Below are 15,357 nucleotides of genomic sequence, written 5' to 3' on the forward strand. Positions count from 1 at the left end.
GTTACCTCCCGTTGTCCGATGTGCTGCCGACCGTCGCCGGGGCGGGGCCGGGGGAGCGGTAGCCGTACCGGCCGAACAGCGGCCAGGCCAGCGCCGTCGCGGCCCACCGCCGGCCGGGGGACAGGGTGCGCCGCCAGCCGTCGTCGGAGTCCCGGATGAGCGTCGGCCCGGTGCGGAACCGGTCCGGGTTGCCGGTGACCGTGTGGTTGGTGTGCAGGTGCACGGTGCGGCCCTGCACCGGGTTGCCGGCCGGGTCGGCGGCACAGCGCCGCAGCAACGCGTCGACGGTGCCGGCCGGGTCGGCGGTGAACTGCTCGTAGCGCAGGAACATCGACCGGTCCGGGTACCGACGGGTGATCGCGGCGGCGGCCCGGTTGAAGCCGTGCCAGTAGCCGGTGCTGCGGGCGGCGGACATCGCATAGACGTACTGTTTCGGCTCCCGCCACGAGTGCGCCACCGCCCGGGGGTCGCGGACCAGGTGCACGTAGTACGGCCGGACGCCGGGCAGGTGTGCCAGCAGCGCGGCCTCGCCGGGGATCTTCGTGGTGTCCACGATCACCCGTGCGCCGGTCCGGTCGGCGATGCCGTGGTAGACCCGGCCCATCAGGTCGGCGTGCGCGCGGATCTCGTCGTCGTACAGGCCGCGGCGCAGCACCCGCCAGGTGTGCCGGGTACGCACCCGGGACCACTGCCGCCGGATCACCGTCGCGGCGTGCGCGTCCGGGGACGTCCCGTCGGGGCGGCCGATCGGCAGCACCGTCGACCAGATCGGGCAGCCGGTCAACGCCTCGCCGCAGCCGCACCTGTCGTTGACCCCCCGGCCGGTGGCGTTCTTCCACAGGAAGTGCAGCTCACCGACGTGGAAGAAGCCGGGCACCTCGTTGAGGACGTTGCCGATGATGGTGCTGCCGTTGCGGCACCAGCCGGTGATGCACAGGACGGTCAACGGCTCGCTCATCCGGGGCGTACCTCCGTGGGTGTGGTGGGGCGGCCGATGCGTACCGCCAGGGCCGCCGCGATCAGCGCGCAGGCCGCGCCGACGGTGAAGACCGCCGGGTAGCCGAAGCCGGCGGCGACCAGGCCGGTGACCGGCCCCCACACCGCGAGCCCCAGATCCCAGAACGAGGTGTACGCGCCGATCGCCGCGCCCTGCCGGGCCGGGTCGGTCCGGTTCATCACCATCAGCGCCAGCGACGGGTGCAGCAGCGAGAAGCCGACCCCCATGACCACGCTGCCGGCCACCGCGACCGGCAGGTTCGGGGCGACCGCGACGACGGCCAGCCCGACCGCCTCACCGACCCCGCACCAGGCCGCCACCCGGCGTGGGCCGAGCCGGTCGGGCAGGTGCCCGATGACCAGCCGGGTGCCGGCGTAGACGGCGCTGAAACAGCTCAGCACCACCACCCCGTGCCCGATGTCGCGGGCGTCGAGGTGCAGCACCACGAACGCGGCGAGCCCGGCGTAACCGGCGGCCCCGAAGGTCAGCGCGATCCCGGGCAGCAGCGCCGGGCGCAGCAGCAGGCCGCCGCCACCGCCCGTCGGGGCGGTCCGGGGTGGCGCCGGCACCACGGCGACCAGTCCGGCGGCGAGCAGCGGCGCGGCGGCGCTGAGCACCCACACCGCGGTGAAGGAGACCTGTTGCAGGGTCGCCCCGAGGAACGTGCCGGCGGAGATGCCGCCCCACATGCTCACCCCGTACAGGCCGATGAGCTGGCCGCGCCGGTGGTGCGGGGCGAGCGCGACCGTCCACACCGCGCCGGCGGTGAACAGGGCGGCCTCACCGGCACCGAGCAGCAGCCGTACGGCGACCAGCGCGGGCACGCCCAACGGCAGCAGGTAGAGCAGGCCCCCGGCGGCGACGACCAAGGCCCCGGCGAGCATCACCGTGCGGTGGCCGTACCGGTCGGCCAGCGCGCCGGCGACCGGGCGGACCAGCAGCGCGGTCACCGCCGTCACGGTGACCACCAGGCCGACGGTGAAGTCCCCGGCGTCGTGCCGGTCGCGCAGGAACGCCGGGAGCACCGGGATGACCGCGGTGAGCCCCAGGTAGCCGGCGAACAGACCACCGAAGATGCCCACCATCGCCAGCCGGGGGACGCTGGTGTCCCGGGTCGGGGCGGTGGTCATGCCCGCACCGACTCCACCCCGACCGCCGCCGGTGCCGCGGCGGCCACCTTGCGGACCGCGCGGATCAACTGGTCGCAGTCGTCGGGGGTCAGGCTGGACGACAGTGGCACGTCGACCGTCTCGGCGAGCAGCCGGGCGGTGCGCGGCAGGGCGGCCCGGATCCGGGCCGGGTCGCGGTCGTCGTACATGAACCGCCAGTTCCAGAAGGCGCGCACGTTGAGGTCGTCGTCCGCGCCGATGTTGCGGGCGTCGATGCCCTCGGCGCGCAGCGCGCGGGCGAACCAGCCGGCGTCCCCGCCGGGCACCCGGAACACGAACGCCTCACCGAGGTACGCCCCGGGCGCGACCGGGTTGCGGACCGCGATCGCCGGCAGGTCGGCCAGTGCGCCGCTGACCTGGGCGTAGTTGCGGTGGAACAGGGCCAGTCGCTGCGGCAGCCGGGTCAGCTCGGCGCGCAGCAGGGCGGCCCGGATCTCATCCATCCGCAGGCTGAGCAGGGGCAGGTCCAACCCGTCGACGGGTGGCTCGGTGCCGGGGAAGTGCCGCCGCAGCCGCCCCTCGTACGCCCCGGACAGCGCCACCGCCCGGCCGAACAGGGTGCTGTCGTCGGTGACCAGGAAGCCGCCCTCACCGCAGTTGAGCGCCTTGTCGGACTGGGTGCTGAACGCCCCGGCCACGCCGAACGTGCCGAGCTTGCGGCCGTGCAGTTCGGCGCCGAGCGCGGGCACCGCGTCCTCGATCAGCGGTACGCCCATCTCGGCGGCGAAGGCGGCCAGCGCGGCGACATCGGCGGCGAAACCGCGCATGTGCACCACGAGGATCGCCTTGATCTCCGGTCGCCAGCGGCGGCGCAGGTCGTCGAGGTCCATCCGCAGGTCGTCGTCCACCTCGACCAGGAATGGTCGGCACCCGGCCAGCACGATGGCGCTCGGGGTGGCGACGAAAGTGAATCCCGGGCAGGCCACCAATGAGCCGGGCGGAACGGCGGCACCCATGATCGCCAGGGCGAGCGCGGCGGTGCCACTGGATACGGCGAGGGCGTGCCGGGTACCGAAATAGCGGCACAGTTCCGCCTCGAACTGCCCGCACTCTGTTTCCGACTCGTTGCGGTGGTCGTAGCGGAAATAGAGGTGGCTGCGGATAGCGCGCATCGCCGCTTCCTCGTCGTCGGAGCAGACGTGCACAGCGCCTTTGTCGTAGGTGGGCCAGGGGGTGCGGCGGATCGGTGCGCCACCGTGCAGGGCAAGCCGTTCATGCAGCTCAGCGCCGTTCGACGCCGGCCGGGGCCGGGTCGGCGCGGGATCTTCGTCGTTCCCGTTCACCGGTGTGCTCCTGACTGCCTGCGGCAGTTTTCCCGACTGGTTCGACAGGGAATTGCGCACGGGGCATCCGCCTCGCGGGCAACCGCGTCGAAAAGCCGGAACAACTACCAGATCCGACATTTTTGCGGGCCGGGAATCCGGTGAACAACATGATTGCCCTCGGGGTGCGGGCCGTCAACCATGTGCCGGGAATGAGCGTCGACTTAACACCCGTTGAGGTCAGTCGGCGATGACCGTGGTGGCACACAGTGACCACTGCGAATGGCGAATGTCGGGCATTCCGCCGGGTCGGATCGTCCCGGCCTGCCGTTATACGCTGCCGGCCGGGGCGCGGCCTCCTACCGTGCGTGTGGGCGGCGCGGCTCGGAGCCGTGACTGCGCCGCACGGGTGTCCCGCCCCGAGCCGGAGGACGGGTCGGCTCCTGCGGCCGGGGCCCGGCCGTCGCGCCCGGACCCCGCCTCCCGCTAACTCTGGGGTGCGAGAACCTGGACCGGGGTGGGACTGGGCTCGGTGCCGCCGTCCCCGAGTTGGCCCTGGCCGTTGGAACCCCAGGCGACCACGGTGTAGTCAGGCTGCAGCGCCAGGCTGTGGAAGCCGCCGGCGGCGATGTCGCGGATTCCGTACAGGAACCGTTGGCAGGGGGCGGTCTGTCCCACCGCGCACACCTGCCCCGGGACGGGTCGGCCGGTGAACGTGCCGTCGCCGAGCTGACCTGTGACGTTGTCGCCCCAGGCCAGGACGCCACCGCTACTCAGCTGCGCCATGCTGTGGGCCGGGCCGGCGGCGATGTCGCGGATTCCGTACAGGAACCGTTCGCAGGGGGCGGTCTGTCCCACCGCGCACACCTGCCCCGGGACGGGTCGGCCGGTGAACGTGCCGTCGCCGAGCTGACCTATGAAGTTGTCGCCCCAGGTGACGGGGCCGCCGTCACCCAACAACGCCATGCTGTCGACGCCGCCGGCAGCCACCGATCTCGCCGCGTAGAGGAAGCGGGTGCAGGGGGCGACCTGTCCCACCGCACACACCCGCACCGGAGTGGCGCGGTCGACGGTGGTGCCGTCACCCAGCTGCCCGAGCTGGTTCCAGCCCCAGGCGAGGGCCAGCGCGTTGTCGGCCACCGCCACGGTGTGGACCCAGCCGCCGGCGATGGACCTGACTCCGCTGAGGAACGTCGTGCACGGTGCGACCTGCCCCACCGCGCAGACCCGTACGGGAGTGAGGCGGGTGTAGATGGTGCCGTCGCCGAGCTCGCCGAAGGAGTTGTAGCCCCAGGCGACGGCGGCGGTGTCGTCCAGCACCGCCAGACTGTGGAACCCGCCGGCGGCGATGGACCTCACCCCGGTCAGGAATCTGGTGCAGGGTGCGACCTGCCCCACCGCGCACACCCGTACCGGGGTGGGGTGGTTGTTGCGGGTGCCGTCACCGAGATCCCCCCAGTTCTCGCCCCAGGCGACGACGGTGCGGTCTCTGAGCAGGGCGAGGTTGTGATTGCTGCCGGCGGCGATGGCGATCACGCCGGTGAGGAAACTGGTGCAGGGAGCGACCTGTCCCACCGCGCACACCCGCACCGGGGTGGTGCGGTCGACGGTGGTGCCGTCACCCAACTGCCCGGACTGGTTTCCGCCCCAGGCGACGACGGTGCCGTCCGAGCGCAGCGCGAGGCTGTGGCTCTCACCGGCGCCGACGGCGGTCACGGCACCGAGTTTCGCCGGTGACCGCCCCGTTCCGGCGGTGGCCGGCACCGTGGCGGTGACGGCACGTTCGCCGGGTACGCCGTCGGCGTGTGCGGCGGACGCGTCACCGATCGCCGCCACCATCGCGAGTACCGCGACCCCGGCGGCGAGGGCCGATCGTCGGCAGTGGACCGTCGTCATGGCGACGGTGGGGTGTGACGACCCCTCGGATGGCCGGCCGCTCATTCTTCTCTCCCTCCGGGGGTCGTATGGACTTGCGCCGACCTGATCAGGAGGGGCCGTCAGGTGGGGGCGGGGCTTCGCCGTTTACGGGAACTGAATGACCCTCGGGGAAAGCGTCGTCGGGGTGCGGGAACGTGATCGCCGTTCACCTTGTCGTCGGTAGATTTCCGGGCGGGTTCAGCGGAAATATATACCGCTGCCGAATGATCAGAAAATAGGCGTATCGAATGAGTAATCTGCTCACCATTCTTCGGTGTCGCCGTCGGGGTGGCGGCCCGGGGCACGAATGGGCGTACTGCCGTGGTGCCCGGCGGGGCGGGCGGTGGCTGCGCCGCCGGGTGGCTCGGCCTGTCCGGCCGGCGGCAGCCACCGGCCGCCGTGCGTGCGGGGTGATCGGCCGGGGCGTTCGGAAACAGGTGACCGTCAGACGGTGTAGAGGACCTTCACGCCGCTGATGGTGGTCGCCGAGACGGCGGTGCCGCGGACATTGGAGTTCAGGTTGCGCCACCCGTTGTTGCTGGCCGCCTCGTGCACCATTCCGCTGATCACGGTGTAGATGATCTTCACGCCGTTGAAGCTGATCGCGGCCAGGGCGTCGGGGCTGACCCCGGAGATGCCGGAGTTGAGGTTGCGCCAGCCGTTGATGCTGTTCGCCTCGTGCACCCAGCCGCCCACGACCGTGTAGATGTACTTGACGCCGTCCATGCTGATCACGGCGAGGGCGTTGTTGCTGACGCCGGAGATGCCGGTCCACAGGTTGCGCCAGCCGTTGTTGCTGGCCGCCTCGTGCACCAGGCCCCCGACCACGGTGTAGATGATCTTCACGCCGTTGTGGTTGATGGCGGCCAGGGCGTCGGGGCTGACCCCGGAGATGCCGGTGTTCAGGTTCTTCCAGCCGTTGGCGCTGGACGCCTCGTGCACCCAGCCGCCGACCACGGTGTAGATGTACTTGACGCCGTCCACGTTGATCACGGCGAGGGCGTTGTTGCTGACGCCGGAGATGCCGGTCCACAGGTTGCGCCAGCCGGTGTCGCTGGAGGCCTCGTACACCAGGCCGTTGTTGACCGTGTAGAGCAGCTTGTTGCCGCCCATGACCATGGCCGCGGTGGCCGATCCGGTGATGCTGTTGACCGGCAGCATCTGCCAGCCGCTGTGGCTGCCCGACTCGTACACCTGGCGGTTGGCGGCCTGGCCGCAGTTCTGGCTGGTCATGTTCCGGGCCGGCGAGGTGGGGCCGGAGACGTAGAGCGGGCCGGTCGACGGGCTGCCGTCGGAGGTGATGCCGGACGGGACCCCGTTGAAGTACGCCTCGGTCTTGACGCCGTCGCGTACCTGCTCGTAGTGCAGGTGCGGGCCGGTGGAGTTGCCGGTGCTGCCGACCCGGCCGAGCTGCTGGCCGGTCGACACCCACTGTCCGGCGGCGACCATCGGGGTCTCGATCATGTGCAGGTAGAGCGTCCGCCACCCGCCACCGTGCTCGATGACCACGTACCAGCCGCCACCGCTGCCCCAGCCGGCGAACGAGACGGTGCCGCTGTAGGAGGCGAGGACCGGACGGCCGTTGCTGGCCCCGCCGGTGAAGGTCAGGTCGATGTCGTAGTCGTCGTGACCGTAGTAGGTGGCCATCCGCCAGGTCTCGCCGCAGGGCACCGGCATCTGGAAGTTCGGCCGGGGGCCGGCGGCCCGGGCCGGGGTGGCCACGACGGCGGCGGCACCCGCGAGCGCGAGCACCGCGACGCCGGCGGTCGCGAGCGTCAGCCGGGCGCAGGCGAGGAGTCGGGTGAGTGGACCCGTCATGCGCGGTTTCCTCCAAAGTGGAGCAAAGGGTTGAAGGATGTCGATCATACGGTTCCGCACCCGGCCGGAGGGCCCACGCCGCTCAGCCGGTGGCGACCGAGACGGCGACCGCCACCATGATCACGGCGATCGTCGCGTCGATGACCCGCCACGCCACCGGACGGGCGAGCAGCGGCCCCAACCGGCGCGCGCCGAGGCCCAACCCGGTGAACCAGGCCAGGCTCGCCGCCGCCGCGCCGGCCCCGAACGCCCACCGGTTCGGGTCCTGGTGGGCGACGGTGCCGAGCAGCACCACCGTGTCGAGGTAGACGTGCGGGTTGAGGAACGTGAACGCCAGGCAGGCCAGCAGCGTCGCCCGCAACGTGGCCGGGGGACGGTCGACCGGGCTGAGGGCGGTGGGGCGCAGGGCGCGGCGGGCGGCCAGCAGCGCGTACCCGAGCAGGAACGCGACGCCGCCCCAGCGGACGGCGACCAGGACGGCCGGCGTCGCGGTCAGCGCCGCCCCCAGGCCGGCGATGCCGGCGGTCATCAGGGTGGCGTCGGCGGCCACGCAGACCGCCACCACCGGCAGTACGTGCTCCCGGCGCAAACCCTGGCGCAGCACGAAGGCGTTCTGCGCCCCGATGGCGACGATCAACGCGAGGGAGAAGCCGAAACCGGCGAGCACGGAACCCATGACGGCCACGCTAGGACGGCGGCCTCCTGCACTCCAGCTAAAGATTCTTCAGGACCGTTAGAATCGCTTATGCCACTCGACCCGGTCCAGTTGGCGACGTTCCAGGCCGTCGTCACCCACGGCAGCTTCGACGCCGCCGCGCGGGCGATGAACGTCACCCCGTCGGCGGTCAGCCAACGCATCAAGGCCCTCGAACAGGCCGTCGGGCAGGTGCTCGTCCGCCGTACCCGGCCGGCCGTGCCGACCGCCGCCGGTGCCCCGCTGGTCCGCCTCGGCGGACAGGTGGCGCTGCTGGAACAGGAGGCCCTCGACGCCGCGCGCGGCACCCTGGGCGACGGCACCCGCACCCGGGTCGCCGTCGTGGTCAACGCCGACTCCCTCGCCGGCTGGTTCCTGCCGGCCCTGACCGTCGTGCCCGACGTCCTGGTCGACCTGCACACCGACGACGAGGGGCACACCGCCCGGCTGCTGCGCGACGGCACCGTGATGGCGGCGGTCACCACCGAACGCGTCGCCGTGCAGGGCTGCCGGGTCTTGCGCCTCGGCGCGATGCGCTACCTCGCCGTCGCCACCCCCGCCCTGCACGCCGCGAGCTTCGCCGACCGCGACCCGGCCGCCGCGTTCCCGACCGCGACCATGATCCGCTTCGACCGCAAGGACACCCTGCAACACCGCTTCGCCCGTACGCTCACCCGCCGCGACGTCGACCCGCCGACACACTTCGTGCCCGGGACGGCCGCCTTCACCGAGGCGGTCCGGCTCGGTCTCGGCTGGGGCCTGCTCCCCGAGGCCGTCGCCCGCCCCGAACTGGCCACCGGACGCCTCGTCGAACTGGCCGCCGGCCGGCACCTCGACGTGCCGCTGTACTGGCAGTACTGGCGACTGGAGTCGACGGCGCTGGCGGCCTTGACGGCGGCGGTCCGGGCCGCCGCCGGCACCGCGCTGCGCTGACCCGTGCCGCCCCACAGCGGTTCGCCCGCTCAGCCGGGCACCGACCCGGCGACGAAAGTCCTGCGGTACACCTGCGGTGACACTCCACTGAGCCGCTTGAACTGCACCCGGAAGTGCGCCGGTGAGGCGAAACCGACCAGGTGGGCGATCCGGTCGACCCCGTGGTCGGTGCGTTCCAGCAGCTCCTGAGCCCGGCGGATACGCACGGTCGCGACCCACTGCATCGGGGTGAGGCCGGTCTCCTGGTGGAAACGGCGGTTGAGCGTCCGCACGCTGAGCCCGGCCCGGGCGGCCACGTCGGCCAGGGTCAGCCGCTCGTTCGCGTGCGACTCCCACCATTGCAGCACCGGGCCGAGGCCCGCCCCGCCGGGGTCCGCGCCCGGGTGCACGATGAACTGCGCCTGCCCGCCCTCGCGGTGCAGCGGGGCCACGGCCTGCCGGGACGCGTCGGCGGCGACCGCAGCCCCGTGGTCACGGCGGACCAGGTGCAGGCACATGTCCACGCCCGCCGTCGCTCCGGCGGAGGTGACGAACTGGCCGGCGTCGACGTACAGCACCGCCGGGTCCACCCGGACGGCCGGGAACATCGCCTGGAACAGTTCGGCGGCGGCCCAGTGCGTGGTGGCCCGCCGACCGTCGAGCAACCCGGCGGCGGCCAGGGTGAACGCGCCCACGCAGATCGAGGCGATCCGGACGCCGGCGGCAGCGGCGGCCCGCAGCGCGTCCAGCACCGCGCCGGGCACCGGCGCGGCCGGGTCGTACCGGCCGGGCACGATGACGGTGTCGGCGGCGGCGAGCGCGTCGAGGCCGTGGTCGACGGCCAGCCGTAGCGGGCCCGCGTCGACGACCGGCCCGCTGCCGCAGACCAGCACCCGGTAGCCGGCCCGACCGCCCGGCAACCGCACCCGGCCCAACACCTCGATCGGGGTGGCCAGGTCGAACGCGATCGTGCCCGGCAGCGCCAGGACCAGCACGGTGTGCACGACGGCACCTCCCCGGGATCGTCGGCGGACGGCAAGAAACAGTCGGACGATGGCAATCGTGCCACTGGCCGGTTCAGGCGGTGCGGTCGAGGATCGGTGGCATGTTGGTACAGATCGTGTTGTTCGACGGGTTCGACCCGCTCGACGTCATCGCGCCCTTCGAGGTCCTCGCCGCCGGCGGCGACACCGTCGGCGGCGCCCTGGCGGTGGAACTCGTCTCGGCGCAGGGCCCGAGGGAGGTGGTCAGCGGCACCCGTGGCCTGACGCTGCGGGCGACCGCGCCGCTGGACCCGACCCGGCCGGGCTACGTCGTGGTGCCCGGTGCCAGCGGTCCGAGCACCGGCGACCCCGACGAGGGTGCGGTGACCATCCCCGTGCTGCTGGCCCGGTTCGCCGACTCGGCGGCCGTACCGCTGCTGCGCGCCGCCCTCGACAACCCCGACGTGACGGTGGCGGCCGTCTGCGGCGGGTCGCTCGCCCTGGCCATGGCCGGTTTGATCGAGGGCCGCCACGCGGTGACCCACCACCTCGGCATGGACGTGCTCGACGCCACCGGCGTACACGCGGTGCCGGCCCGGGTCGTCGACGACGGCGACCTCGTCACCGCGGGCGGCGTCACCTCCGGCCTGGACCTCGGGCTGCACATCCTGGAACGGGAGTTCGGCCCCCGGGTCGCGCACGCCGTGGAAACCCTCTTCGAGTACGAGCGACGCGGCACCGTGTGGCGTGCCGCCGGCCACCTTCCCGTCCCGGTCTGAGGAGAAACAGTGGCACACCCCGTCATCGGCACCTGGGACGTCAGCCTGAAGACCCCCATCGGCACGCTCCGCGCCACCTACGTCTTCCACGACACCGGCGGGGTGCCCGCCGGCACCGCGTCGACGGCGGCGGAGACCGTGGCGCTGACGGCGGTGACCTGCGCCGGCCCCCGGGTGACCTGGCGACAGTCGGTGACCCGGCCGATGCGCCTGCACCTCGACTTCGACGTGGTCGTGGACGGCGACACCCTGGCCGGTCAGTCCCGCGCGGGGCGGCTGCCCCGCACGGTGGTCACCGGCACCCGCCGTCCACCCGACAGGTGAGCACCACCGCCCCGGCGCAGCAACCCGCCCCCGCTGCTATAGCCGGGCTTACGGGGTGTCGACCGGGAAGCCGCTGTCCCATCAGGTACCGACGGTCGAGCGCGCCGGCCAGGCAGGCGGCGGTCCAGCCTTTGCCGAGATCAAGCGCTCTTGGCCAACCTCGACCGCCTCGGAGACGGCAGCGCGAACCCCTGACCTGCGGGTTCGTCGAGCAGTGGGCTACGAGGTCTGCTGCGGCGGGCCAGCGACGAAGACACCGATGCCCGCGCGGCCGACCAGTTCGTCAAGCTCGATCATCGAGTCGAGAGCCCGGCGGATGGTCACGTGGCTCGTGTCGTACTCCTCGGCCAGGAGACGCGCAGAGGGAAGCTTGCTCCCTGGTGGGTAGATGCCAGCCTTGATCTTCGCGCGCAGGTCATCTCTGATCTGTCGCCAGAGTGGCTGTGCGTATGGCATGAGATCAGCAAAGCAGCCGATTTTGGCGACGTATAAAGCATCCCCATGCTGTCTTTACAGGCTTTACAAGCTTGCTAGGATCTCTCCAAGTCAACGAGGGAGGCGGCATGGGTAGGCGGTGGAAGTGGTTCCTGCGGGCCGGGACGGTCGCGGTGGACCTGACCGGGCAGGTGGTGCCCGACGGGAACGGCCCGGGGCGCTGGCGGCGCAGGACGGTCGAGGGCGTCGTACCCGATGGGGTGGCGACGTCGCGGTGCGACGGCGCGCTCGGTCACGCGCGGCGGGCGGGGGAGACGCCCAACCAGCGCGCGGACCGCTACCGGGTGCGGGTGCCCCGCCAGCGGCGGGCGGGTTCCGATGGTTGAGGCCACCGGCTCGTCCGTGCCGCGCCGGCACCTCGGGCGGGTGCTGCGGGAACTGCGCATCGCGGCGTGCATGACGCTGGACGCGGCGGCCGAGGCGTTGGAGTGCAGCCGGCATAAGATGTGGCGCATCGAGAGCGGCCTCGGCATGGTGCGCGCGGTCGACGTACGGGCCATGTGCGAGCTGTACGGGGCGCGGCGCGCGCTGACCGCCGCGCTGGTCGCGCTGGCCGGCGAGACGCGGGGGAGGGGCTGGTGGCACGCGTACGGGGACCCCGTACCCGAATGGTTCGACCTCTACGGCGGCCTGGAGTCCGCCGCGTGCCGGCTCCGCGAGCACGCCGGGGCGCTCGTCCCCGCCCTGCTCCAGACCCGGGAGTACGCCGCCGCGATCTGCCCGCACCGGCCCGGCGCGACCGGCGAGGAGCGGGAACAGCCGGTCGAGGCGCGGCTGCGGCGGCAGGACCTGCTCCGGCGGCGACTGCCCCGACCGCCGCGCTACGAGGTGCTGCTCGCCGAGGCGGTGCTGCTGCGAAAGGTGGGCGGCGCGGCGGTGATGGCCGGACAGCTCCGGCACCTGACGGAGGCGAGCCGGCTGCCGCAGGTGTCGATCCGGGTGCTGCCGCTGGCCGCCGGAGCACACGACGCGGCGCTCACCGGCTCGTTCGTGCTGCTGGAATTTCCGCTCGGCCTGCGCGCCGACCCCGATCCGCCGGTGGTCTACCAGGAGTCGTTGACCGGCGCGCTCTACCTCGACCGGCCGGCGGAGTGGGCCGCCTACGAGCAGGTCTGGGCGGGCCTGGACGGGGCGGCCCTGGACGAGGAGGAGTCACGCCGGCTGATCCTCACGATCGGCGAGGAACTGCACCCCGGATGACCGGCCCTGATGACCGTGACGCCTCGACGAGGATCGGGGCCGGTGAGGCACGCCGGCATTCGGGTCGTCGGCGCGGCGCGGACGGAGACCCGACCCGTCGGGTGCGTGCGGAAGGATGGGGGCATGCAGAGCTTCCTGACCCCGGAGCAGATCGCCGACCGGACCCGGCGTGCGGTCGACGCGGCCGTCCACGCCGGACGCGCCCGTGGGCTCGACGTGACCGACGCCCGTGTGCTCTACGAGGCTTTCTCCGTGGTCGTACACCTCGCGCCGTCGCCGGTCGTGGCCCGGGTGCCCACCGTCCTGCCCGCCTATGCGGACCTCGACAGTGTGGCCGGTCGGCAGCGGGCGGAACTGGACGTGACGGCATGGCTCACCGAGCGGGGCGTCCCGGTCATCCCACCCAGCCCCCTCGTGCCCCGCGAACCCGTCCGACACGACGGCTTCTCGATGACGTTCTGGCAGCTGATCGAGCTGGCCCCGGCCGGGGAACCCGACTATGTGGCGAACTGTGGCCTCGTACCCGAACTGCACGCCGCGCTGCGCGACTACCCGGGTGAGTTGTCGTTCCTGTCCGCCGCCGAACCGCAGTTCGTCGAGGACGGTCTCGTCGCGCTCGACGGTCAGCCCGACCTGATCGACCCGGCCGACCTGGACCGCGCCCGCCGGGAATGGCAGGTGCTGGCACCACTCGTACGCTCCCGCGAACTGTTCGAGAAGACGTTCCCCGGGGTCGACCTGCAACCCGTCCACGGCGACTCCCCGGTCGTCAACATGGTCGCCGGGGTCGACGGGTACCGCTACGCCGACTTCGAGATGGTGACGCTGGGGCCCGTCGAGTGGGACGTCGTCGGCGTCGGCCCGGAGGGGGAAACCGCCTACCGGAGTGCGGCGCAGCGGCGGAACATGCGGGACCTCGACGAGGGGGTGCTGCGCTTCGTCACGGCGGTGGGGATGCTGCGGGGCGTCACCTGTCTCGCCCTCGCACCCCAGTTGCCGATGCTGGCGGACGCCCTCGGCGGCATGCTCGACCAGTGGCGGTCGATGCCGTTCGCCGGAGGGCTCGGCTAGGCCGTGTGTCGAAGTCAGTCGACGGAACTCCGACGGCAGGTCGGTCTACTGCTGGTAAGGCTCAGAACGCTTCATGGTGCGCGAAAGCAAGCTGGTGTCAGCAGGGAGTGCGTCGGGCGTGTCAACAAGGGTGGCGTCGGCGCGGAACGCGATGCCTCCGCAGTCTGGTCTCGGGCCGTCACTGTGGCTTAGACCCTGATCGACTGTCCTGCCGACTCGTGGCCGGTACGGCCGGGCGGGTGACTGTCCCGTCGTGGGTTCGTACCGAAACGACCTTGGTCGTCTTCCCTTTTCGGCCATCAAGGGTCGTCACGGTCAGACTTACCTGGTAGTCACCGTCGGCCGCGTACTGATGGGTGGGGGAGAGCCCTTCGAACGTCGTTCCGTCACCGAATTTCCACAGCCGTGAGGCGAATTCCACCCTGCCGGGGTCGAACGAGTAGTCATGGAAGGAGACGGTGTCCTGGGTGCTCGGATCGGTGGGGCTGTAGGAGAAATCCGCATTCGGGTTCGGCGTGACGTGGACGTCGAGTTCGGCCGGCCCTGTGCTCGGTTCGGTCGGGCAGCATCGCAGGTCGACCTGGAACAGGTAGGTCGTGCCAGCTTCCGCCCGGAAGGTGAACGGGACGTTGTACCGGTATGAGCAGCCCAGCAGGGTCAAATTCGTCAACGACGTCCCGCTGTAGCCGGCGACCGAGCCCCAGTAGCCCGCTGAAGCGGTGATGGAGCGGGTGACCGTGGGGGTGTACGAGTACCAGCGCGTCTGCTTCGCATCGAGGCAGGCGGTCGGTTCGCCGACCTCCATGCTCGCGGTGTCCAGATCCACCGCGCGTGAGAACGGCAACTTATTGATCACCTTGGCGGCGGCGAAGCTGTCGTTCTTCGGCCGGTTGGCCCGCTTGAGGGAGAACGTCAGCTCACCGGCCTCCGCCTCGAAGTACGAGGTGACCATGAAATGGTAGGTGGTTCCCGCGGTGGCCGTGAAGGTGATCCGGGAATCCGCGTCGTCGTAGCTTTCGTTGCAGGCTACGAGGTCCAGCGACCCGGAGGGGCCACTCCAGGCGGACAGGACCGTGCTGTAGTCGCTCCCGAGGGTGCTTGCCTGGATCAGCGTGTCCTTGGCGGGGGTGAAAGTAAACCAGACGGACTGGTACTCTCCGCATTCCCCGGGATCCGCCGGATCGGTGGTGGCGCTGCTGGTGTCCTGCGTTGTCTGGAAGGGCAGGCTGCTGACCGTCGTGGCGCTGGCGAATTCGTCGTTCGCGGGCTGGGCGAAGGCCGCTGTCGGCCGGACACCGACCAGCGCGGTCAGAATAGCCAAAACTAGGGAAAGTCTCAATACCACCGGTTTGATCATTACGACTCCTTGCGGTAAGCGTCCGGTTTCGCTCCGTAGGCCGTGTCAGGTTAGCAGAGCGCATTGCCCGGAGTGATGATTCGTATCGCGGGGTACGGCTCATTCATGATTCATTCCAGTGCGCATCCGATTGTGGACGTGATGCGGCATTGCCTATGTATCAGTGATAGTTCGCCATTCCGCCGAGATCGAATTAGATCTCAACCCACCAATGTCTGCATTCGTTCGACGGTCGGCACCCGTGGGAAGCTGATGGGCGTACTGATGCGGACGAACGGTGGGTGGCGTTCGTCGTCAGCATCGATGAAGGGGCGGATCGCACCGATCAGGTCGGCCGTCCAGGAGTCGGCGTACGTCAGATCGTGGGACACGCCGCGCA

General features: G+C 71.4%; 16 protein-coding genes. 6 read left to right on the plus strand and 10 right to left on the minus strand.

Features of this window, described 5'->3' with window-relative positions:
- Nucleotide 1 precedes the first annotated feature (1 nt).
- The 6 genes from ACWCHM_RS11390 to ACWCHM_RS11415 all read right to left on the minus strand — a co-directional run bounded on the left by ACWCHM_RS11390 (nucleotide 2) and on the right by ACWCHM_RS11415 (nucleotide 7,839).
- Nucleotides 2-958, minus strand: a complete 957-nt coding sequence (locus ACWCHM_RS11390) for a sulfotransferase (RefSeq protein WP_454222373.1) — start codon at nucleotides 956-958, stop codon at nucleotides 2-4.
- A complete protein-coding gene (locus ACWCHM_RS11395) occupies nucleotides 955-2,127 on the minus strand; it encodes an MFS transporter (RefSeq protein WP_454222374.1) in 1,173 nt (390 codons plus the stop codon). Before ACWCHM_RS11395 ends, ACWCHM_RS11390 begins: the two co-directional genes overlap by 4 nt.
- The gene (locus ACWCHM_RS11400; protein ID WP_454222375.1) at nucleotides 2,124-3,449 is read right to left on the minus strand and encodes a DegT/DnrJ/EryC1/StrS family aminotransferase; all 1,326 of its coding nucleotides are present in this window, start codon (nucleotides 3,447-3,449) and stop codon (nucleotides 2,124-2,126) included. The genes ACWCHM_RS11395 and ACWCHM_RS11400 overlap by 4 nt, the downstream gene beginning before the upstream one ends.
- A 465-nt stretch (nucleotides 3,450-3,914) precedes the next feature.
- Complete coding sequence (locus ACWCHM_RS11405; RefSeq protein WP_454222377.1) at nucleotides 3,915-5,324, minus strand: RCC1 domain-containing protein; 1,410 nt, start codon at nucleotides 5,322-5,324, stop codon at nucleotides 3,915-3,917.
- Between the two features lie 465 nt (nucleotides 5,325-5,789).
- Nucleotides 5,790-7,163: a M23 family metallopeptidase gene (locus ACWCHM_RS11410; protein ID WP_454222378.1), complete on the minus strand. Its 1,374-nt coding sequence runs from the start codon at nucleotides 7,161-7,163 to the stop codon at nucleotides 5,790-5,792.
- An 82-nt stretch (nucleotides 7,164-7,245) separates the two neighbouring features.
- Nucleotides 7,246-7,839 carry a LysE/ArgO family amino acid transporter gene (locus ACWCHM_RS11415; RefSeq protein ID WP_454222379.1) on the minus strand — a complete coding sequence of 198 codons (594 nt, stop codon included), beginning with the start codon at nucleotides 7,837-7,839 and terminating at the stop codon, nucleotides 7,246-7,248.
- Nucleotides 7,840-7,908: 69 nt separating this feature from the next.
- Here ACWCHM_RS11415 and ACWCHM_RS11420 point away from each other — a divergent pair, with 69 nt between their 5' ends.
- Nucleotides 7,909-8,790 carry a LysR family transcriptional regulator ArgP gene (locus ACWCHM_RS11420; RefSeq protein ID WP_454222381.1) on the plus strand — a complete coding sequence of 294 codons (882 nt, stop codon included), beginning with the start codon at nucleotides 7,909-7,911 and terminating at the stop codon, nucleotides 8,788-8,790.
- 29 nt (nucleotides 8,791-8,819) lie between these two features.
- Here the strand turns inward: ACWCHM_RS11420 and ACWCHM_RS11425 are convergent, their stop codons facing one another.
- Complete coding sequence (locus ACWCHM_RS11425) at nucleotides 8,820-9,773, minus strand: GlxA family transcriptional regulator (protein ID WP_454222383.1); 954 nt, start codon at nucleotides 9,771-9,773, stop codon at nucleotides 8,820-8,822.
- A 101-nt stretch (nucleotides 9,774-9,874) separates the two neighbouring features.
- Here ACWCHM_RS11425 and ACWCHM_RS11430 point away from each other — a divergent pair, with 101 nt between their 5' ends.
- Together ACWCHM_RS11430 and ACWCHM_RS11435 are read left to right on the plus strand one after the other, a co-directional pair.
- Complete coding sequence (locus ACWCHM_RS11430; protein ID WP_454222384.1) at nucleotides 9,875-10,531, plus strand: DJ-1/PfpI family protein; 657 nt, start codon at nucleotides 9,875-9,877, stop codon at nucleotides 10,529-10,531.
- Between the two features lie 9 nt (nucleotides 10,532-10,540).
- Nucleotides 10,541-10,855 (plus strand): hypothetical protein, encoded by a 315-nt coding sequence (locus ACWCHM_RS11435; protein WP_454222385.1) that lies wholly within the window; start codon nucleotides 10,541-10,543, stop codon nucleotides 10,853-10,855.
- 219 nt (nucleotides 10,856-11,074) lie between these two features.
- Here ACWCHM_RS11435 and ACWCHM_RS11440 read toward each other — a convergent pair whose 3' ends face one another.
- Complete coding sequence (locus ACWCHM_RS11440; protein ID WP_363653329.1) at nucleotides 11,075-11,311, minus strand: GntR family transcriptional regulator; 237 nt, start codon at nucleotides 11,309-11,311, stop codon at nucleotides 11,075-11,077.
- A 107-nt stretch (nucleotides 11,312-11,418) separates the two neighbouring features.
- Between ACWCHM_RS11440 and ACWCHM_RS11445 the strand changes: the two genes are divergently transcribed.
- From ACWCHM_RS11445 to ACWCHM_RS11455, 3 genes are all read left to right on the plus strand, one after another.
- Complete coding sequence (locus ACWCHM_RS11445) at nucleotides 11,419-11,676, plus strand: hypothetical protein (protein WP_454222386.1); 258 nt, start codon at nucleotides 11,419-11,421, stop codon at nucleotides 11,674-11,676.
- The gene (locus tag ACWCHM_RS11450) at nucleotides 11,669-12,550 is read left to right on the plus strand and encodes a helix-turn-helix domain-containing protein (RefSeq protein ID WP_454222388.1); all 882 of its coding nucleotides are present in this window, start codon (nucleotides 11,669-11,671) and stop codon (nucleotides 12,548-12,550) included. The genes ACWCHM_RS11445 and ACWCHM_RS11450 overlap by 8 nt, the downstream gene beginning before the upstream one ends.
- Nucleotides 12,551-12,673: 123 nt before the next feature.
- On the plus strand, nucleotides 12,674-13,621 hold the full coding sequence (locus ACWCHM_RS11455) for a hypothetical protein (protein ID WP_454222389.1): 948 nt from the start codon (nucleotides 12,674-12,676) through the stop codon (nucleotides 13,619-13,621).
- A 178-nt stretch (nucleotides 13,622-13,799) separates the two neighbouring features.
- Here ACWCHM_RS11455 and ACWCHM_RS11460 read toward each other — a convergent pair whose 3' ends face one another.
- Nucleotides 13,800-14,978: a PKD domain-containing protein gene (locus tag ACWCHM_RS11460; protein WP_454222390.1), complete on the minus strand. Its 1,179-nt coding sequence runs from the start codon at nucleotides 14,976-14,978 to the stop codon at nucleotides 13,800-13,802.
- Between the two features lie 200 nt (nucleotides 14,979-15,178).
- Nucleotides 15,179-15,349: a hypothetical protein gene (locus ACWCHM_RS11465; RefSeq protein ID WP_454222391.1), complete on the minus strand. Its 171-nt coding sequence runs from the start codon at nucleotides 15,347-15,349 to the stop codon at nucleotides 15,179-15,181.
- Nucleotides 15,350-15,357: the final 8 nt, after the last annotated feature.

It is taken from the genome of Micromonospora sp. SCSIO 07396 (genome assembly GCF_053667945.1).